This is a genomic window from Nocardioides sp. GCM10030259, from assembly GCF_042666375.1.
Classification (GTDB): Bacteria; Actinomycetota; Actinomycetes; order Propionibacteriales; family Nocardioidaceae; genus Nocardioides.
In genome coordinates this window covers 29,386-47,010 of sequence record NZ_JBHTDF010000002.1, presented here as the reverse complement: position 1 = coordinate 47,010, position 17,625 = coordinate 29,386, and the positions used below count along the sequence as shown (strand labels likewise).

Here is a 17,625-nt window from a genome sequence, read left to right as displayed (position 1 = left end):
CCGGTTGTGCCGCACCGGGGCCCTTCTCCTGTGTTCTCATGGGTCCGTGCGAGACCTGATGAGACGTGTCCTCGTGGCGACCTGCGTGGTCGCGGTCGCGGCCCTCCCGCTGGCCGTGGCGCCCGCGGCCGAGGCGGTGGACGAGACGGCGCCCCCGACGATCGCCGGCACCGCCAAGGTCGGGATGACCCTCACCGCCCAGCCGGCGACCTGGCCCGTGCCGGGAACGTCGACCTTCGAGTGGTGGGTGGGTGACGTCTCGGTCCGCAAGGGCGCGACGTACACGGTCCCGCGGAATCGTCTCGGCCAGGTGATCACCCTCCGCGAGACGTTCGCCGCCAACGGCACCAACGAGACCGGCACCGCCGAGGCCACCACCGCCCCGGTCGTCGAAGGGGAGCCGTTCGCGCCGACCCGCGCCCTCACGGTCGCCGGCCCCGCCGAGGTCGGCTCGTCGCTGGTCGCGAGCAAGGCGACGTTCCCCGTCAAGGGCGTCACGACCCTGACCTGGACCGTCGACGGGGTCCGGGTCGAGACCGGCCGCTCCTACACGATCCGCGCGGCCGACCTCGGCAGGGTCGTCCGGCTGACACAGCGCTTCTCGACGAACGGGTACACACCGACCGTCCTCACCCTCGACAGCGGGCCGGTCGCCCTCGGACCCGCACCCACCGCCTTCGCCCGGCCCTCGATCTCCGGGAAGGCCAGGGTCGGCGCCACGCTCCGCGTCACCGGGGGCACCTGGTCGACGCCGGGCCGCTCGTCGTACGTCTGGACGGTCGACGGCACCGAGGTCGAGCGAGGGCGCTCGTACGACGTGGCGCGCGCCGACGTCGGCTCGCGGGTGACGGTGACCGAGACCCTCAAGAGCACCGGCTACGCACCCGGCACGGCGACCGCCCAGTCGCCGGTGGTCGCCCCGGCGCCCGTGCAGCTGCGGATCAAGGTCGGCAAGGCGCGGGCCGGGCGGCGGGTGGCGGTCATCATCCGCGCCGTCTCACCGGGCCCGACCGTGCCGGGCAAGGTCCGGATCGGGTACGCCGGCAAGTCCCTCGGCAAGGAGCGCCTCGTCGACGGCAAGGTGTCGCTGCGTCTGCCCCGCAAGAAGCACGAGGGCGTCGAGCGGCTCCGTGTCGTCTACCCGGGCAAGCGCGGCTTCGCCCCGGCCAGCAGGACCATCCAGATCCGGCTGCGCTGAGTCGGCCGGGGGCCCGGGTCAGCGCGGCAGGCCGAGCTTCGCGGAGCAGGCCGGCCAGGCGCCGTACCCGCCGGAGGCGTCGCGGACCTTGGTCGCGATCGCGATCTGGGTCTCGCGGCTGGCGTTGCTCGGCAGGCCGCTGCCGCCGTTCGCCTGCCACGTGCCGAGGCTGAACTGGAGGCCGCCGTAGTAGCCGTTGCCGGTGTTGATGGCCCAGTTGCCGCCCGACTCGCACTGCGCGAGGCTGTCCCAGACGGTGTTGCCGCCGGCGAAGTTGGCGGCCGGCGCCTTGGTGCCGACGGCCACGATCTCGTCGACGGCCTTCCGCTTCACGTCCTGCTCGAGGACCGTGCGCTCGGCGATCTCGCCGTTCTTGAAGACGATGCGGTAGGTGACGTCGCGCAGGCCGGAGCGGCCCTCGCGGACGACGGACTCCTCGCCCTCGTACTTCGAGTCGTCCTCGCGCTCGACGGTGCCGAACGGGATCGACTCGCCGTCGACGCGTCGCTCGACGATGCGGACGTCGGTGAAGACCAGCTTGTCGCCGTCCTCGAGGACGTGGTTGACGCCGGGGCTGGTGCGGTCGTGCTTGCCGACCTCGACACCGAGCTCGTCGAGCGCCTCCTCGACGGTCAGTGCCGTGAGCGTGCGCTTCACCGGCTTGCGGTCGCCGACCTCGACCGTGAGGTTCTTGGGAGTGACGACCTCGAGAGTCATGCCCTCGCGGTCGACGGAGCCTCCGCGGCTGGCCGAGAGGTCGGCCTCGGCGTACCGCTTGCCGACCTCGTCGAGCGCCCCGGCGACCGTCGTCGCGGTGACCCAGTGGGTCGAGGTCTCGCCGTCGACGCTCAGCTCGAGCTGACGGGCGAAGTGCACGGAGATGCGCGTGCCGTCGGTGATCTCCTCGTCGAGCGCCGGCGCGACCTCGTCGCGGTCGCTCACCTCGACGCCCTGGGCGGCGAGCACGTCGCCGACGGTGCCGCCGAAGGCGCTCACCTCCTCGGACTTGCCGTCGAGGGTGAGGGTCACGGACTTGCTGAGTGCGCTGTAGCCCCAGGTGCTGCCGGCAACCGCGAGGACCGCGACCGCTGCGGTCGCGATCATGACGGGTCGGCTGGTGGCGAGGCGGCGGAACCGGCTGGTGTGCTCGTTGTCGGGCACGTTTCTCCGAACGTCGTGCTCTCCGGGTCTCGGGTTCCAGTGCTCCCGACACTGCTCTCCACGATGGTGAGGTGCTGTCTCGGGGTGGTGCTGCGGCGGCCTGTCGGCCACCTGCACTGGTCAGATCGGGGGTCCCGATCCCGGCCATCAGTGCTACAGACCACCAGCGTTCCCCGGTGATTGCAAACTGAACCTGTCCACCTTGCGGAAATCGTGAGGCGGATCTCAGGGGCCGTTCTGTGGCCCGAGTGACGCACGGGACAGATGGGGCGACTACCAGGCGCCGCCGAAGGCCTCGAACGTGTTCGCCTCGATCGCGACGCACAGCTCGCCGAGGTCGTCGCCGCGCACCTCGGCCATGGCGCGCACGGTCAGCGGCACCAGGTAGGAGCCGTTGGTGCGGCCGCGGTGCGGCATCGGCGTCAGGTACGGCGCGTCCGTCTCGACCAGCAGCCGGTCGCGCGGAGCGACGGCGAGCGCGTCCCGCAGCGGCTGGGCGTTGCGGAACGTGACGGTGCCGGCGAAGGAGAGTTGGGCGCCGCGGTCGAGGCACTCCCGCGCGAACTCCGCGTCGCCGGAGAAGCAGTGCATCACCCATCGGTCCGGAGCGCCCTCGCTGTCGATCACCCGCAGCACGTCGGCGTGGGCGTCGCGGTCGTGGATCACCAGCGTCTTGTCGAGCCGCTTCGCGAGGTCGATGTGGCGGCGGAACGACTCCTCCTGGACGGAACGCCCCTCCTCGCCGGTGCGGAAGTGGTCGAGCCCGGTCTCCCCCACCGCCCGTACCTTGTCGTGGGCTTCGGCGAGTGCCTCGATCTCGGCCATCGCCTCGTCGAGGGACGGCAGCAGCGGCGCCTCGTTGGGGTGCAGCGCGACGCCCGCGACCAGCGCGTCGTACGCCGCGGCCGCCTCGACCGCCCAGCGCGCGCCCGGAAGGTCGCAGCCGATCTGCACGATCCGCGGGACACCCACGGCCGTGGCCGCCGTCAGCGCCTCGGCGAGCGGCAGGGCGGGCTCGTCGCCGCGAGGGACGTCGAGGTGGCAGTGGTTGTCGACGACCGGGTGCGGCAGCGGGTCGGGCAGCGGGAGCAGGCTCATGCACCGACCTCGGAGGCGACGACGCGCTCGATGATCGCGGCCGCGCAGTCGTCCGGGGCCTGCGTGGGGATCCAGTGGCTGACGCCCGGCAGGTCGACGCGCTGGAACGGCGCGTCCACCCACGCCGCGGTGGCGTCGACGCTGCCGCGGGTGATCGCGATGTCGCGGTCGCTCCACACCAGCGTCGTCGGCACCCGCACGGGATAGTCGGTCGAGCCGGGCTTGATGAGGGGCAGCGCGCGGTACCAGCCCAGCGCGTGCGGCAGCGCGCCGTACTCCACGATCTCGCGGCGGAACCGCCCGACCTCGTCCTCGGTCATCCCCGCCTTGAGCATGCTCGTGTCGAAGCGACCGCCCGCCCGCCGGGCGGTCAGCTCGGGTAGCAGTGGCACGTTGAAGAGCAGCATGTAGCGCGACCGCCGCCGCTGGCTCCTCGTCTTCATGGCGCGCGCGAACGCCGCCGGGTGCGGCACCGAGATGGCGGTCCAGCTGAGCAGCAGGTCGGGTCGGCGCATGGCGACGGCCCAGCCGACCGCCGACCCCCAGTCGTGGCCGGCGAGGTGCACCGGCCCGCCGATCCGCTCGATCAGCGCGACGACGTCGGAGACGAGGTGGAACATCCGGTAGTCGCGACGCCGCCGCGGGCGCGCGCCGGGCGAGTAGCCGCGCTGGTCGAGCGCGTACGTCCGCAGCCCCGCCTCGTGCAGCAGCGGCGCCACCAGGCGCCAGGTCGAGCTCCGCTCGGGGAAGCCGTGCAGCAGCACGATCGGCTTGCCGTCGATCGGGCCCTCGTCGAGGACATCGAAGCTGAGACCGTCGTGGTGGAGGACGTGGATGCGCTCATGCATTTGGGGTCCCCGCGGGATCGTGGGCTGGAGGAGCGAAGCGGGGGAAGCCCGCGATTTCGTGGGGTGTTTTCATGGGGTTCCTTGTCCCCCGTGGACGAGGTTGTAGACCTCCCGCTTGGGTACGCCGGCGCGTCGGGCCACCTCGACGATGGCCTCCTTGCGGCGGACTCCCTCGGCCTCGAGGTCCGCGACCGCGGCCAGCAGGCTGGCGGGGTCGGAGCCGATCTCGGCCACCGGCTCCGCGCCGGAGACGACGATGGTGACCTCGCCGCGGACACCCTCAGCGGCCCAGGCGACCAGCTCGTCGAGCGGCCCGCGGCGTACCTCCTCATGGGTCTTGGTCAGCTCGCGGCAGACCGCCGCGGCCCGGTCGCCGCCGAACGCCTCGGCCATCGCGGCGAGCGCGGCCTCCGTGCGGTGCGGCGCCTCGAAGAAGACCATCGTGCGCTGCTCGCCGGCGAGGTCGGCGAGGCGCCGCCCACGCTCGCCGGCCTTGCGCGGCAGGAAGCCCTCGAAGCAGAACCGGTCGACGGGCAGCCCGCTGACGGCCAGGGCGGTGAGCACGGCCGAGGGTCCGGGCACGGCGGTCACCAGCAGCTCGTGCTCCACCGCGGCCGCCACGAGGCGGTAGCCGGGGTCGGAGACGCTGGGCATCCCGGCGTCGGTGACCAGCAGCACCCGCTCGCCCGCGAGCAGGGCCTCCAGCAGCACCGGGGTGCGGGCCGACTCGTTGCCCTCGAAGTACGACACGACCCGCCCGGTGACCGTCACGCCCAGGTCGGTCGTCAGCCGCTTCAGGCGGCGGGTGTCCTCCGCGGCGACCACGTCGGCTGTCGCGAGCTCGTGGGCCAGCCGGGGCGGCGCGTCCCCGACCTGGCCGATCGGCGTCGCTGCCAGCACGAGTACGCCGGACGGCGGGTCGTCGGTAGGGCACACGACTTAGAGTCTTCCATCGTGACCAGCGCCGCGCCCCCCGAGCCTCCCCAGGCGCGGACCGGGCTCTCCTCCGACGCCGCGGGCCGCCCCGTGCCGTCGGCGTGGCAGCGCGCGCGGTCGCGGATCCGCAGCGAGGACCCGGTGATCGGCTGGGCCGCCAGCATCGGGGTCGCGGTGCTCGCGCTGTTCCTGCGGGTGTGGAACCTCGGCAAGCCGCACTCGTTCTCGTTCGACGAGACCTACTACGCCAAGGACGGCTGGTCGCTGCTGCACTTCGGGTACGCCCGCGACTGGGTCGAGAAGGCCAACGAGCGCATCCTCGACGGCCAGACGGCCGACCAGGTGAAGGCGACGCCCGAGATGGTCGTCCACCCCGAGGTCGGCAAGTGGCTGATCGGGCTGGGCGAGCAGGCCTTCGGCATGGACCCGTTCGGCTGGCGGATCTCCGCGGCCGTCATCGGTGCGCTGACCGTGCTCGTCCTGTGCCGCCTCGTCCGGCGGATGACCGGGTCGACGCTGCTCGGCTGCATCGCGGGCCTGCTGCTGTGCTTCGACGGCCTGCACTTCGTGCTGTCCCGGCTGGCGCTGCTCGACGTCTTCGTGGCGTTCTTCGTCGTCTGCGGCGTCCACTGCCTCGTCGCCGATCGCGACTGGCACCGGGCGCGGATGGCCCGCCTCGTGCCGGAGCACGGCGGCAGTGTCGGCAGCTGGGGGCCGGTCCGGGGCCTCCTGGTGCGGCCCTGGCTGCTGCTCGGCGGGGTCACCTGGGGCCTCGCCATCGGCACGAAGTGGACCGCGCTCTACCCGCTCGCCGCCTTCGGCCTGCTGGTGTGGCTGTGGTCGGCCGGCGCCCGCCGTTCGTTCGGGGTGCGCGCGCCCGTCCTGCGGTCCGCGGTGGTCGACGGGATCCCGGCGTTCGTCCAGCTCGTGCTGGTCGCCTTCGTCGTCTACGTCGCGAGCTGGACCGGCTGGATGGTCCACGCCGAGACCTACGAGGAGCACCTCTCCGCAACGCAGTACACCCACTACGACGGCGGCCAGGACTGGCCGACCCGCACCGAGCCGGACGCCAGCGGACTCGGCGAGGTCACCCAGTCGCTGCGGTCGCTCTGGTACTACCACCAGGACATCTACACCTTCCACACCCACTTCCTCAACGACAGCACCCACACCTACGCGTCGAAGCCCTTGGGCTGGCTGCTGCTCAACCGTCCGGTCGGCGTCTCGGCCGACACCGACATCCAGCCCGGCACCCAGGGCTGCGAGGCGCCGGCCGGCAGCGACTGCCTGCGCCAGGTGCTGCTGCTCGGGTCACCGGCGATCTGGTGGGGTGGCTGCCTGGCGCTCGTCTTCGCGCTGGTGATGTGGATCGGCGCCCGCGACTGGCGGTACGGCGTCGCCGTGGTCGGCGTCGCGTCCACCTGGCTGCCGTGGCTGCTGTACGACGACCGACCGATCTTCTCGTTCTACGCGGTCGTCACGCTGCCGTTCCTCGTCCTCGCGCTGACGCTCGGCATCGGCCGCCTGCTCGGGAGCTCGGCCGCCCCCAGCGGACGGCGTACCGCCGGCGTCGTCGTCGTCGGCGCCTATCTCGTGCTGGTGCTCATGAACTTCGCGTGGTTCTGGCCGATCTGGACCGACCAGCTGCTCACGCACGGCGAGTGGCTCGACCGGATCTGGTTCACCCGCTGGATCTGACCCTGACAACATGTCCGGGTGACGTCGTGGCGACCCGGCTGGGAGGACTTCCCGGCACCCCTCCTGGACTTCTGGACCGAGCGGCACCTGTGCACCCTGACCACGGTGCGCGCCGACGGCCGGCCCCACGTCGTGCCGGTCGGGGTCGCGCTCGACCTCGAGGAGCGCTGCGCGTGGGTGATCACCGACGGCGGGTCGCGCAAGGCCGCGCAGGTGGCGGAGGACGCCCGCGTCGCGGCCTGCCAGGTCGACGGGCGCCGGTGGTCGACGCTCGAGGGCTCCGCCCGGGTCCTCGCCGACCCGGCGTCGGTGCGGCGGGCCGAGGAGCGGTACGCCGCCCGCTACCGCACGCCCCGGCCGAACCCGACCCGGGTGGCGCTGCGGATCGACGTCGACCGCTTCCTGGTGTCGTCCGCGTTCGCAGGTCCGGGCAGCTGACCTCGACCGCGGGCCCGGTTCCGGACCGTCACCGGCGGGATGTCAGGCTTGGATCCATGTCCGGCCAGACCTCCGCACCCGCGCACCACGACGGCGACGGGCTGAGCGACCTCGACCGGGAGATCCTCGAGTTCGAGGCCGACTGGGTCGCCCACGTCGGCACGAAGGACGAGGCCGTCCGCGACCGCTTCGACCTGACGCCGACCGGCTACCACCAGCTGCTCAACCGGCTCATCGACCTGCCCGCCGCCGAGGCGCACGCGCCCCGGCTGGTCCGCCGGCTACGCCGTCGGCGCGCGGCGCGCCAGGAGGAGCGCAGCGCCCGCCGACTCGCCCGGTAGCACCCGGGCACGGGTCAGGACTTGTTCTCCTTGATCACGCCGGTGACCGTCTCCGAGCCGGGGATCACCTGCATGTTGACCGGGTCGACGACCCCGAGGACGTAGGTCTCGTCGCCCTCGCGGATCCCGTCCTTGTTGATCTTCACGTAGATCGTGCGCGAGCCCGGCAGGAACGACGACGGGTCGATGTAGAAGTCCTCGCCGGGAGTCGCGGTGCCGCCGACGACGCCCACCGACGCGAAGCCGTGCGCGAAGTCGCCCTGGAGCGGGACCTCGACGAACTTGCCCGCCACCTTGGTGTACTCGTCGCGCAGGGGCGGCGCGCCGGCGAACCCGATCGATCCGTACGGCGCGACGTACCCCGGCACGGGCGCCGGCAGCTGGTAGGTGCCGACGGCGGGCCGGTGGTCGGAGCCGCCGATCTGGGTGAGGATCTGGGTCGCGACCGGCGAGCTCGCGTTCCAGATCTGGTCGATCAGGGCGTTGCTGTGCGTGCCGTACTTCTTCTTCAGCAGCGGGCTGCCCGCCCACATCGACGTGAAGCCGAGCTTCTTCCTGAACTGCTTGACCGGCAGCTGCTTCTGGCCCTCCCGGATGTCCTCCTCGTAGCCGGAGTTGAAGTCCCCGAGGACGTAGACCTGGGCGCTCCTCCCCTGCTCGTAGCGGGCGGTGCTGATGGTCTTGCGCAGCTGCCGGAGGTACATCTTCTTCGCCTCGGGGCGGCCCGGGACGAACTTGCCACCCTTGACCGTGCCGGTCAGCAGGTGGACGTTGATGAAGCTGAGCTGCTGGCCGGTCGCGCGGTGGAAGAGCCGTACGACGGTCGCATAGTTCGGGGTCTTGGCCTCGGGGCCGCCACCGTTGCGCCCCTCGATCGTGTGGCCGTCGGAGAGCAGGACGCCGCGGCCCGAGACGAAGTCGAGCTGCCGGCGGTCCCAGATGACGGGGTTCTGCTGGAGCTGCGGCGGCCGGTAGTAGCCCCAGTTGCGGTCGCCGATGAGCCACTTGTTCTTCTCGTTCATGCCGATTTCCTGGAGACCGAGCACGTCGGCGTACGGCCCGGGCCCGGGCGCCGGGCCCTTGAGCTCCGTGATGATGTCCTGGAACGTCTCGACCTTGGCGCGGGAGATCACGTTGAAGGTACCGACGCGCACCTGCAGCGGGTCGTACTTGCGCGCGTGCGCAGGCGTCGGCGCGGCCGAGGCGGTCGACGCGGAGGTCGCGCCGAGGGCTGACAGCGCCAGGACCGCAGCGGTCAGGACTCGGGTGGCGGCACGGTGCACGAGGAATCTCCCTCATATTGGGTACGGCACAGGCTAAGCATCGGGTACCCCCATATGCCGCATTCGCAACGGGCATCCCCGGGTGGACCGGACGAGGGCAACGATCGGCAGACCACCCGGGGACCTGAGAAGCCGCCTACGTGGTGCCGAACCAGCGGGCGAGCGCGGGCACCCGACGCAGCACCAGCTGGTCGAGCACCAGGACCAGCAGGAGGGACAGCCCGAAGAGGGGCAGCACCACGGCGAGCACGACCAGCAGCGCCGCGAGCACCGGGGTGGCCCGGACCGGCAGCCTGCCGCGCGGCGCGCCCAGTGAGCCGCTGCCGCGCGGCCGCCGGCGCCACCACATCAGCGGTCCGCTCACGCACATGAAGACGATCGCCGCGCACATCAGCGCCGAGCCCCAGAACGACCACAGCCCGAGGCTGCGACCCTCGTGGAGCCCGATGCCGTGGGAGACGACCTGCGCGAGCAGCGGGTAGTCGTCGAAGCCGTACGTCGAGACGACGTCGCCGCCGTACCGGTCCACGTGCACGGTGCGCTCGTCGGAGGGCGCGTCGAAGGCGTAGCCGATCACGGAATACACCCCGGTCTCGTCGTCCGCAGGGGGCAGCGCGACCGTCATCGGGTGCCGCAGCCCGGCGCCGTCCGCGACCTCGATCGCGGTGTCGACGTTCGCGACGTTGCGCCCCCGGCCGCGCGGGTCGGACGACGGCACCTCGGACTCCTGCTGGGCCCACGGCACGTCCTGCAGGTGGCTGTGCGGCAGCGACTCGTCGAGCGTGGACGTCGGGTTGCTGATCGCGCCGTGGTCGGTGCTCCACATCGACGTGCCCTGCCGGGTCGCGAGCTCCTGGACCTTCGCTCCCCAGAAGTCGGTCCACGGCAGGCCGCTGACCAGCAGCATCAGCAGGCCGACGCCGGCGACCGCGCCGACCAGGCCGTGGCGCCAGCGCAGCCGGGCACCCGGTCGGCCGGTCGTCCGGGCCCGCCGGCGGGCCCGCCAGCCGCGGACGAAGAGGTAGTAGCCGGTGACCGCCATGACCAGCGCCCAACAGGCGGCGAGCTCGATCAGGTAGCCGCCCCACTTGCTGCCGGTCATCAGGTCGGCGTGCAGCCGGATCGCGGTGCCCGAGAGCGTGGTGTCGGGGTTCAGCGAGCCGAGCACCTCGGGCCCGTAGGGGCTGACGTAGACGTCGCGGGACTCCCCGGCCGCGGTCTCGATCGAGATGATCGTCGGGTCGCCGGCCTGGCGCGGCTCGGCGAGCGACACCGCCGTGGAGTCCGGGTACGCCGACTCTACGACCGCGAGCTGCTGCACGTACGGCTGGGCCACGGCTCCGGCCGGGCGGTCGACCTGCATCAGGTCGGGGTGCAGGAGCGGCTCGAGCTCGAAGCGGAAGAGGTAGATGAGGCCGGTCACCGCGAGCAACAGCAGCACGGGAGCGACCAGGAAGCTGGCGAAGAAGTGCCAGCGCCAGACGGCGCGGAACCATCCGGCGCCGGTGGACCTGGCCTGGCTGGGGGGCCGTCCCGGTGGGTCGGCGGGATCGCGCCGCGGCGCGACGACGTCGGTCATCGTTGTCTCCTCGGGGCATGAAGGCCGCGCGCGCCACGATGTGGCGACGCGCGAGCGCGCCGGGACCTCGTCGGGTCCGGCGCAGGGTGGGTGGCTTCAGGCAGCGAGGACGGGTGGCCCGCGACGCGAGTCGGGGCGGACCAGCCAGGCCGAGCGAGGGCCGCGCGGGGCGTGCGCGGCGACGACGCGCGTGAGGCGCGGCCCGCCGGCGACGACCGGCACGAGGCCCAGGGCGACCGCGAGGATGCGGCGGCCCATCAGGGCGATGAGCGTGAAGAGGCAGTGCTCGCCGTACGCGAGCCAGAGCGCGACCAGCGCGGCCGCCGCGAGGTGGGCGGCCATCATCGGCGCGTGGGCGGCGAGGTCGTCGACCAGGTGTCCGATCGGCAGGCTCGGCGCGACGCCGCCGGACTGGTGGGCGGCGCCGTCGTACGCGTCCTGGAGCGAGCCGACGCGGTGGCCGCCGACCACGGGCAGGGCGTCGAGGGCGCCCGAGCGGACAGCGGGAGAGGCGGCGCGGACGTCGCCGGTGTGGCCTGCGGTGACCGTCAGCACCAGGTGGATGACCGCCTGCCCGCCGACCAGCAGCGCGACCAGTCGCAGCGGCGTCGCCTGCCGCTGGAGCAGGGGCGCACTCAGCGCCACCGCCATCAGCAGGAGGGCGACGAGGTACGCCGGGCCCGGGAGCCGGCCGTCGGCGGTGACGTGGCCGACGACGCCGACGAAGAACGCGACGAACCCGAGCAGCGCGGCGCGTGCCCACAGCACGGCAGCATCGACCCGGGTCCCGGCGTTCACGGACAGCTCCTTAAGTTGACCGCGCCACTGTACTAAACCCCGGCTAGACCTCAGAAGTGTCGGCCCAGGGGTCGGTGATCTCGCGCAGCCGCAGGAGTGTGTGCCGGAGCTCGTCGGCGGCGTCCGCGCCGAGGTGGCGGCGCCACTCGTCCTCGATCTGCGCCTGGACCCGGCCGGCCACCTCGATGGCGGCGCGGCCCCGGGGCGCGATCCTGACCAGCCGCGCCCGCGCATCGGTCGGGTCGACGACGCGGGTGACGTAGCCGTGCGCCTCGAGCTGGTCGACGAGGAAGCCCGCGGTCTGCTTGGTCACCTGCGCGGCCTCGGCCAGCGTCGTCAGCCGCGATCCCGCCGCGTCGATCCGCTGGAAGACCCGGGCCTGGGAGAGGGTGATCGGGTAGCCCGCGGCCACGACCGCGTCGAGGATGCGCTGCTCGAGGTGCCGGTACGGCAGGAAGAGCAGGACGCCGAGGCTGATCCCGGGATCGTCGGCCACCAGGTCCCCCTTGCCAGTCGGAGCTGTCAGGAGCACACTTTAGTCAGTCTCACTGACTAAATGCACGGCGGGCTCGCCGGATCGGCGTACCGGCCCGGGGCGGAGGCAGGCATGGACACCGAGACCCACTGGACCCGCATCGAGTCCGAGCGGCGCAGCCTCGCCGACCTGCTCGCCGGCCTGAGCGCCGAGCAGTGGGAGGCGCCGTCGCTGTGCACCGAGTGGCGGGTCCGCGACGTGGCCGCACACCTCGAGATGACGCTGCACGGGCAGCCGACGCTCGGTGCGACCCTGGCCGGGATCGCCCGCGCCCGCGGTCACCTGTTCGACTTCGGGCGCGACGTCGCGATCGCGTGGGCCGACCGGCCGACCGACGAGCTGGTGTCCGGCCTGCGCGACCGGGCGTCGTCGCGGACGCTCCCGGTCGTGGCGATGGCGCGCAACGTGCTGCTCGACGTGGTCATCCACGGCCAGGACATCGCGGTCCCGCTCGGCGTCGAGCGGCCGGTCCCGACCGACACCGGCGTGGCCGTGCTCAGGCGCGTGTGGGACATGGGGTGGCCCTTCGCTGCCCGCAAGCGGCTCGGCGCCTGCACCCTCGCCGCGACCGACGCAGACATCGCCCTGGGCGAGGGCCCCGTGGTCACGGGCCCGCTCGCCGCGCTGATCCTGCTCGCGTCGGGTCGCGACGAGGCCGCGCTCGCGCGCCTGCACGGCCCGGGCGTCGAGCTGCTCCGGGCCGGCACTCCGGTCGATCAGTAGCGCTCGGTCGGCGAACCCGGGGTCGGGGTCGCGTCGGCGCCGTCCGGCGACGCCACCTTGTCCTTGAGCGCCTGCTGGGCATGGCCGGCGCGCTCCGCGACCTCGTGGGCCGCCTGGCCGGCCTTCTCCTTCGCGACATCCTGCGCCTGACCGACCTTCTCCTGCACCCGCGGGTCGCGCCACGCGGACTGCGCCTTCGCGGCGATCTGGTCGTAGCGTTCCCGGCCGGCACGTGCCCCGAGCACGTAGCCGACCGCGGCTCCGGCGAGCAACCACAGCTTCCCACTCATGAGACCTCCCGATGTCTCGACTCCCTCATTGTGCCGGTGTCCGCGGGCCCCGACGACCATGCGCGGGCTCATGCAATTTGGGGAACCGCGCCACCGCAGGCCGGCTTTACCTCTGCGGGAGGAGTGATCGGGGTGGCTGCGGGTATGACGCGTCTGGCCCTGTCGCCTCCCGAGCGAGCATCCCGATGACCCTCTCCGCAGCCCCCGACCTCTGGATGGACTTCGACGAGGCGCACGGCACCGTCCATCTCGGCGGCCATCTCGATCCCCGCGGCTGCGCCCATGTCGGCACCGCCGTCCTCGACTGCATCTGCCGCTCGCCGAGCATCCACGTCATCGACATCCTGCACGTCGACGTCCTCAGCGGCTCGGCGATCCGGCTGATCGACCGGGTCCGCCACCTGGTCGCCGCACACGGCCACACCCTCCAGATCGTCTGCCGGCCCGGGACGCCCGCCGGGCTCGCGCTCGCGGCCGCGGGGCTCGGCGCGCACCTGACCGCCAGCCCGGTCAACGCACCGGGCTGACCGCGTCGACCAGGGTCCTCAGCCTCGCCACCGCGTCCCCGGCGAGCACGGCGTACGTCATCGTCACGTCCCCGCGGGCCAGGCCGCGCGCGATCGCGGTCCTGGCCTGGTCGGGGTCGGCGCCGATCGACAGGACCAGCAGCACCGACCCGCCCGGGGCGACCGCCGTCCGCAGCTCGTCCAGGATCCGCTCGTCGACGCCGGTGCCCTCGAGCACCTCGGCCACGATCGGCACCGGGTCGCGGTACGACGGGCGGATCAGCGCCTCGACCACCGGGCTCAGCACGGAGCTGCCGCGCGGCGACGGCATCCGGAGGTGCCCGATGCGTGGCCGGTGGGTGCCGGGGATCCACGTCACCGTGATCGCGTCCTCGACGATCACCCCGCCCTGGCGCTGGAGCTCGCGCATCCGGACATGGCCCGCCGCGGCTCCCATCGGGGAGTCGTAGGCCCACACCGTCAAGGTGGGATGCGAACCCCACCCGTTGGCCTTTCGTGCACCAGCACCCGTGCCCATCGCCCCAGAGCTCCTGATGAAACGGTACCCGGGTGAGGAGCCGAATACCCCATACGAAACAGGCGTTGTCGGGACGATTCCCGTCGTGAAATGGGGGCCACTAGGGTCGGAGCAGTCGAGGAAACGGGAGCCCATGTCCGACCGCGCCGAGAGAGCACACGAGCACCGCGAGGCGCAGCGGCGCCGGCGGGAGCAGGAGTCGGCGAAGGCACAGGTGCTGATCGACGGGTTCGTCGAGGAGGCGCGGCGTACCGGCATCCCGACCGAGGAGCTGACGGCCCGGCCGTGGACGGGCGGTCAGCGGTACCGGACGGGGATCGTCGGGTGGTACCTGCGCAACGACCGGTCGGTCGGCGTCGGCGCGGACGGTCGCTACTACGAGCTCGTGGTGCCGCCGATGCGGCTCGGGAGGTGGCGGACGATCCGGGCCGAGCCCGCTCCCCCGCCGCTCCAGGTCGGCGAGGGCGCCAGGGACGGCGAGTCCATCGCTCTCGCAGACCTGCTGGCGATCCGACTCGAGCGAAGATGACGGGCCTGAGGTCTTGTCGTCGCGGGACGGCGGGGGCAGGCTGTCATCAGGTTGGGGGTCTCCGGGTCCGGCTCACGCAGCCCGGATCCGGAGACCGCACCTGGTCGGGTCAGCGCCGGATCCGCAGCGTGACCACCTGGAACGGCCCGAGGTCGAGCACGACCGTGTCGCCGTCGACGGTCATCGGCGCCAGCGCGGCCACCTCGTCGTCGGACCTCTCGTGCAGGTCGACGACCTCGACGCCCGTGTGGTCGAGGCCGAGCCACAGGCGCGCGGTCGTGCGGCCACCGAGCGACTCGTAGGCGCGGACGACGACGTCGCCGCTGCGGTCCTCGGCGAGCTTGACCGCCTCCACCACGGCCGAGCCGGCGACGACGCCGACCAGTGGAGCCACGTCGGCGCCGACGGCCTGGCGCAGCGGCAGGTTGATCCGGTAGCCCTCCCGCACCGCCCCCGCGACATCGACGCCGGGCACCAGCGCGTAGCGGAACGTGTGGGTGCCTTGATCGGTGCCGGGGTCGGGGAAGCTCGGCGCGCGCACCAGCGAGAGCCGCACCGTCGTCGGTGACGAGCCGCGGCGGTCGCCGGAGCTCGCGCGGGTGACGTCGTGGCCGTACGTCGTGGCGTTGACGAGCGCGACGCCGTACCCGGTCTCGCCGACGTGCAGCCACCGGTGCGCGCAGATCTCGAAGCGCGCCGCGTCCCAGGAGGTGTTGGTGTGCGTGGGCCGGTGCACGTGGCCGAAGCCGATCTCCGACGTCGATCGGTCGGCGTGCACGGCCAGCGGGAAGGCCGCCTTGAGCAGCGTCTCGCGGTGCTGCCAGTCGACGGTCGTCTCGAGCTCGACCCGGCCGGCACCGGGCGCCAGGCGCAGCCGCTGCTCGAAGGTCGACGGCCCCTCGCGGCGTACGACGACCACCTCGGCGGCTCCGTCCTGCGCGATCTCGGCGCGCACATCCTCCGCCGCGTCGAGGCCCGTCGACCGGGCCCGGTAGTGGGGCTCGATGTCCCACGCGTCCCACTGCGTGGGGTGGTCGGGGTGGAGCTGCAGCAGGTTGGCCGGACCCGCGAGCACCTCGCGGCCGGCCCGCAGATCGAGAACCGACATCAGCACGCCGGCGCCGTCGAGGCTCAGCCGCAGCACGCCGTTGTCGAGAACGAGGCCGTCGTCGGAGCGCTCCAGCGAGACGGCGCCGGCCGGGACCTCGACCGGACCGGCCGACAGCGCGGGCACGCCGTCGACCTCGAACGGCCCGGCGTTGAAGGCGACGTCGCCGTCGCCACCCAGCGCGGCCAGGGCCGCGCCGATGACGCCCTCGAGCGACGCCTCCAGCTCGGCATACACCGCTCGCGCCTCGCGGTGCACCCACGCGATCGAGCTGCCGGGCAGGATGTCGTGGAACTGGTTGAGCAGCGCGGCGCGCCAGAGCCGGTCGAGCTCGTCGTAGGGGTACGCCGTGCCCGCGCGCACCGCCGCGGTCGTGGCCCAGAGCTCGGCCTCGCGGAGCAGGCGCTCGGTGCGCCGGTTGCCCTGCTTCATCGCGACCTGGCTGGTGTAGACGCCGCGGTGGTACTCGAGGTACATCTCGCCGGACCACACCGGCGCGTCCGCGGCGTACTCCTCCTCGGCAGCGGCGAAGAACTCGGCCGGCGTCTCGACCGCGGCCCGCGGCACTCCCTCGAGGTCGGCGAACCGGGCGGCGCGCTCGAGCATCTCGCGGGTGGGCCCGCCGCCGCCGTCGCCGTACCCGAACGGCAGCAGCGCGCGGGTGGCGGCGCCGCTCTCGCGGAAGCCGCGCTGCCCGCGCAGCAACTCGTCGGCGGTGACCTCTCCGTTGTAGGTGTCGGCGGGCGGGAAGTGCGTGAAGACGCGGGTGCCGTCGATGCCCTCCCACCAGAAGGTGTGATGGGGGAAGTCGTTGGTCTCGTTCCACGACATCTTCTGGGAGAGGAACCAGCGCGCGCCGGCCAGGCGGGCCAGCTGCGGCAGCGAGGCCGTGTAGCCGAACGAGTCGGGCAGCCACACCTCGCGGCACTCGACGCCGAGCTCGTCGCGGAAGAAGCGCCCACCGTGCACGAGCTGGCGCGCCATCGCCTCGCCGCCGGGCAGGTTGGTGTCGGACTCCACCCACATGCCGCCGGCGGGCACGAACTGGCCGCTCGCCACGGTCTTCCGGATCCGCTCCCACAGGGCCGGGTAGTGCTCCTTCATCCAGGCGTACTGCTGCGCCGAGGAGCACGCGAACCGCAGCTCGGGTCGCTCCTCGGCGAGCGCCACGACGTTGGAGAACGTGCGCGCGCACTTGCGGATCGTCTCGCGCACCGGCCACAGCCACGCCGAGTCGATGTGGGCGTGGCCAACGAGGGAGACCCGGTGGGCGCTGGCGTTCGCGGGCGCCGCGAGGAGCGGCGCGATCTCGGCCCTGACCCCGGGAGCCTGCGCGCGTACGTCGTCGAGGTCGAGCCGGTCGATCGCTCGGACCAGCCCGACGAGGAGCTGCTCGCGGCGGGTGTCGTGCTCCGGCAGCCGGTGCGCGAGGTCGAGCAGCACCTCGATGTCGAGGCCGAGGGCGCGCACCTCCTCGTCGACGACGACCAGATCGGCGCGGTTGAGCCGGTAGAGCGGCGCCGACCCGGCGGTCTCGGGGTCGCCGAGCGGGGTCGGGCTCGTGCCACGGAGGGTGGGGTTCGAGGCGGCCTCGACGTACACGTCGACGGGACCGTCGCCGTCGAGCGGGACGTACGTCGTGCGCGGCTCGACGCCCTTGATGATCGAGCCGTCCGCGCGGTGGGCGAGGCCCTCGGCCTGGAAGCCCGGACCGCCGCCGCGGAAGCCGAGGTCGACGACCAGCTCGGCCCGCTGCCCGCGCAGGCCCTCGGGCACGTCGCCGGTCAGGTGGAACCAGGTCGTGCCCCACGGCGGACCCCACGGCATCCCGATCGCGCCCGGCTCGAACGGCCGCGCGACGGCGTCGGCGAACGGCACCGGCTCGCCCTCGAGCTCGGTGAAGGCGATGTCGAGCGGATGGGCGCCGACCTCGGCGGCGGCGCGGATCCGGGCCAGGACGCGGACGAGACGGTGGCGCTCGTCGTACAGATTCCGGTGCACGCGCTCAGGCTGCCATG

General features: G+C 72.9%; 18 protein-coding genes. 7 read left to right on the top strand and 11 right to left on the bottom strand.

Going from position 1 to position 17,625, the window contains the following annotated elements; genetic code table 11:
* Window positions 1-58: 58 nt before the first annotated feature.
* Entirely contained in the window at window positions 59-1,198 is a 1,140-nt protein-coding gene (locus tag ACFQQI_RS00520) for a hypothetical protein (protein ID WP_378556302.1), read from the top strand.
* An 18-nt stretch (window positions 1,199-1,216) separates the two neighbouring features.
* Here ACFQQI_RS00520 and ACFQQI_RS00515 read toward each other — a convergent pair whose 3' ends face one another.
* From ACFQQI_RS00515 to rsmI, 4 genes are all read right to left on the bottom strand, one after another.
* Window positions 1,217-2,359, bottom strand: coding sequence for a ubiquitin-like domain-containing protein (locus ACFQQI_RS00515; RefSeq protein WP_378556299.1), 1,143 nt, complete (start codon window positions 2,357-2,359; stop codon window positions 1,217-1,219).
* A 273-nt stretch (window positions 2,360-2,632) separates the two neighbouring features.
* Window positions 2,633-3,457 (bottom strand): TatD family hydrolase, encoded by an 825-nt coding sequence (locus ACFQQI_RS00510; RefSeq protein ID WP_378556296.1) that lies wholly within the window; start codon window positions 3,455-3,457, stop codon window positions 2,633-2,635.
* Window positions 3,454-4,305 carry an alpha/beta fold hydrolase gene (locus ACFQQI_RS00505; protein ID WP_378556293.1) on the bottom strand — a complete coding sequence of 284 codons (852 nt, stop codon included), beginning with the start codon at window positions 4,303-4,305 and terminating at the stop codon, window positions 3,454-3,456. Before ACFQQI_RS00505 ends, ACFQQI_RS00510 begins: the two co-directional genes overlap by 4 nt.
* A gap of 69 nt (window positions 4,306-4,374) precedes the next feature.
* A complete protein-coding gene (gene rsmI / locus ACFQQI_RS00500) occupies window positions 4,375-5,241 on the bottom strand; it encodes a 16S rRNA (cytidine(1402)-2'-O)-methyltransferase (protein ID WP_378556290.1) in 867 nt (288 codons plus the stop codon).
* Between the two features lie 18 nt (window positions 5,242-5,259).
* Here rsmI and ACFQQI_RS00495 point away from each other — a divergent pair, with 18 nt between their 5' ends.
* From ACFQQI_RS00495 to ACFQQI_RS00485, 3 genes are read left to right on the top strand one after another with little or no spacing between them, the layout of a single operon-like run.
* A complete protein-coding gene (locus ACFQQI_RS00495; RefSeq protein WP_378556287.1) occupies window positions 5,260-6,939 on the top strand; it encodes a dolichyl-phosphate-mannose--protein mannosyltransferase in 1,680 nt (559 codons plus the stop codon).
* Between the two features lie 18 nt (window positions 6,940-6,957).
* Entirely contained in the window at window positions 6,958-7,377 is a 420-nt protein-coding gene (locus ACFQQI_RS00490; protein WP_378556284.1) for a pyridoxamine 5'-phosphate oxidase family protein, read from the top strand.
* A gap of 56 nt (window positions 7,378-7,433) precedes the next feature.
* Entirely contained in the window at window positions 7,434-7,718 is a 285-nt protein-coding gene (locus tag ACFQQI_RS00485) for a DUF3263 domain-containing protein (protein WP_378556281.1), read from the top strand.
* A 14-nt stretch (window positions 7,719-7,732) separates the two neighbouring features.
* Here the strand turns inward: ACFQQI_RS00485 and ACFQQI_RS00480 are convergent, their stop codons facing one another.
* The 4 genes from ACFQQI_RS00480 to ACFQQI_RS00465 all read right to left on the bottom strand — a co-directional run bounded on the left by ACFQQI_RS00480 (window position 7,733) and on the right by ACFQQI_RS00465 (window position 11,874).
* A complete protein-coding gene (locus ACFQQI_RS00480) occupies window positions 7,733-9,001 on the bottom strand; it encodes a hypothetical protein (protein WP_378556278.1) in 1,269 nt (422 codons plus the stop codon).
* Between the two features lie 136 nt (window positions 9,002-9,137).
* Window positions 9,138-10,580, bottom strand: coding sequence for a PepSY-associated TM helix domain-containing protein (locus ACFQQI_RS00475; protein WP_378556275.1), 1,443 nt, complete (start codon window positions 10,578-10,580; stop codon window positions 9,138-9,140).
* A gap of 96 nt (window positions 10,581-10,676) precedes the next feature.
* Complete coding sequence (locus ACFQQI_RS00470; protein WP_378556272.1) at window positions 10,677-11,378, bottom strand: hypothetical protein; 702 nt, start codon at window positions 11,376-11,378, stop codon at window positions 10,677-10,679.
* Between the two features lie 43 nt (window positions 11,379-11,421).
* Window positions 11,422-11,874 carry a MarR family winged helix-turn-helix transcriptional regulator gene (locus tag ACFQQI_RS00465; RefSeq protein WP_378556269.1) on the bottom strand — a complete coding sequence of 151 codons (453 nt, stop codon included), beginning with the start codon at window positions 11,872-11,874 and terminating at the stop codon, window positions 11,422-11,424.
* Window positions 11,875-11,985: 111 nt separating this feature from the next.
* On the opposite strand from ACFQQI_RS00465, the gene ACFQQI_RS00460 reads away from it, so the two are divergent.
* Window positions 11,986-12,636, top strand: coding sequence for a maleylpyruvate isomerase family mycothiol-dependent enzyme (locus ACFQQI_RS00460; protein WP_378556266.1), 651 nt, complete (start codon window positions 11,986-11,988; stop codon window positions 12,634-12,636).
* Here the strand turns inward: ACFQQI_RS00460 and ACFQQI_RS00455 are convergent.
* Window positions 12,630-12,926 (bottom strand): hypothetical protein, encoded by a 297-nt coding sequence (locus ACFQQI_RS00455; protein ID WP_378556263.1) that lies wholly within the window; start codon window positions 12,924-12,926, stop codon window positions 12,630-12,632. The two genes, ACFQQI_RS00460 and ACFQQI_RS00455, sit on opposite strands and share 7 nt — an antisense overlap.
* A gap of 185 nt (window positions 12,927-13,111) precedes the next feature.
* Between ACFQQI_RS00455 and ACFQQI_RS00450 the strand changes: the two genes are divergently transcribed.
* Window positions 13,112-13,453, top strand: a complete 342-nt coding sequence (locus tag ACFQQI_RS00450; protein WP_378556260.1) for a hypothetical protein — start codon at window positions 13,112-13,114, stop codon at window positions 13,451-13,453.
* Here ACFQQI_RS00450 and ACFQQI_RS00445 read toward each other — a convergent pair.
* On the bottom strand, window positions 13,437-13,889 hold the full coding sequence (locus ACFQQI_RS00445) for a hypothetical protein (protein WP_378556257.1): 453 nt from the start codon (window positions 13,887-13,889) through the stop codon (window positions 13,437-13,439). The two genes, ACFQQI_RS00450 and ACFQQI_RS00445, sit on opposite strands and share 17 nt — an antisense overlap.
* A gap of 214 nt (window positions 13,890-14,103) precedes the next feature.
* Here ACFQQI_RS00445 and ACFQQI_RS00440 point away from each other — a divergent pair, with 214 nt between their 5' ends.
* On the top strand, window positions 14,104-14,499 hold the full coding sequence (locus ACFQQI_RS00440) for a hypothetical protein (RefSeq protein WP_378556254.1): 396 nt from the start codon (window positions 14,104-14,106) through the stop codon (window positions 14,497-14,499).
* Between the two features lie 109 nt (window positions 14,500-14,608).
* Here ACFQQI_RS00440 and ACFQQI_RS00435 read toward each other — a convergent pair whose 3' ends face one another.
* Complete coding sequence (locus ACFQQI_RS00435) at window positions 14,609-17,608, bottom strand: alpha-mannosidase (protein WP_378556251.1); 3,000 nt, start codon at window positions 17,606-17,608, stop codon at window positions 14,609-14,611.
* Between the last annotated feature and the right edge of the window lie 17 nt (window positions 17,609-17,625).

Bases quoted from the DNA above. Each gene is read 5' to 3' on its own strand.
- ACFQQI_RS00520 (WP_378556302.1), top strand. From the start codon at position 59: ATGAGACGTGTCCTCGTGGCGACCTGCGTGGTCGCGGTCGCGGCCCTC.
- ACFQQI_RS00510 (WP_378556296.1), bottom strand. From the start codon at position 3,457: ATGAGCCTGCTCCCGCTGCCCGACCCGCTGCCGCACCCGGTCGTCGAC.
- ACFQQI_RS00505 (WP_378556293.1), bottom strand. From the start codon at position 4,305: ATGCATGAGCGCATCCACGTCCTCCACCACGACGGTCTCAGCTTCGAT.
- ACFQQI_RS00485 (WP_378556281.1), top strand. From the start codon at position 7,434: ATGTCCGGCCAGACCTCCGCACCCGCGCACCACGACGGCGACGGGCTG.
- ACFQQI_RS00475 (WP_378556275.1), bottom strand. From the start codon at position 10,580: ATGACCGACGTCGTCGCGCCGCGGCGCGATCCCGCCGACCCACCGGGA.
- ACFQQI_RS00460 (WP_378556266.1), top strand. From the start codon at position 11,986: ATGGACACCGAGACCCACTGGACCCGCATCGAGTCCGAGCGGCGCAGC.
- ACFQQI_RS00455 (WP_378556263.1), bottom strand. From the start codon at position 12,926: ATGAGTGGGAAGCTGTGGTTGCTCGCCGGAGCCGCGGTCGGCTACGTG.
- ACFQQI_RS00450 (WP_378556260.1), top strand. From the start codon at position 13,112: ATGACCCTCTCCGCAGCCCCCGACCTCTGGATGGACTTCGACGAGGCG.
- ACFQQI_RS00445 (WP_378556257.1), bottom strand. From the start codon at position 13,889: ATGGGAGCCGCGGCGGGCCATGTCCGGATGCGCGAGCTCCAGCGCCAG.
- ACFQQI_RS00440 (WP_378556254.1), top strand. From the start codon at position 14,104: ATGTCCGACCGCGCCGAGAGAGCACACGAGCACCGCGAGGCGCAGCGG.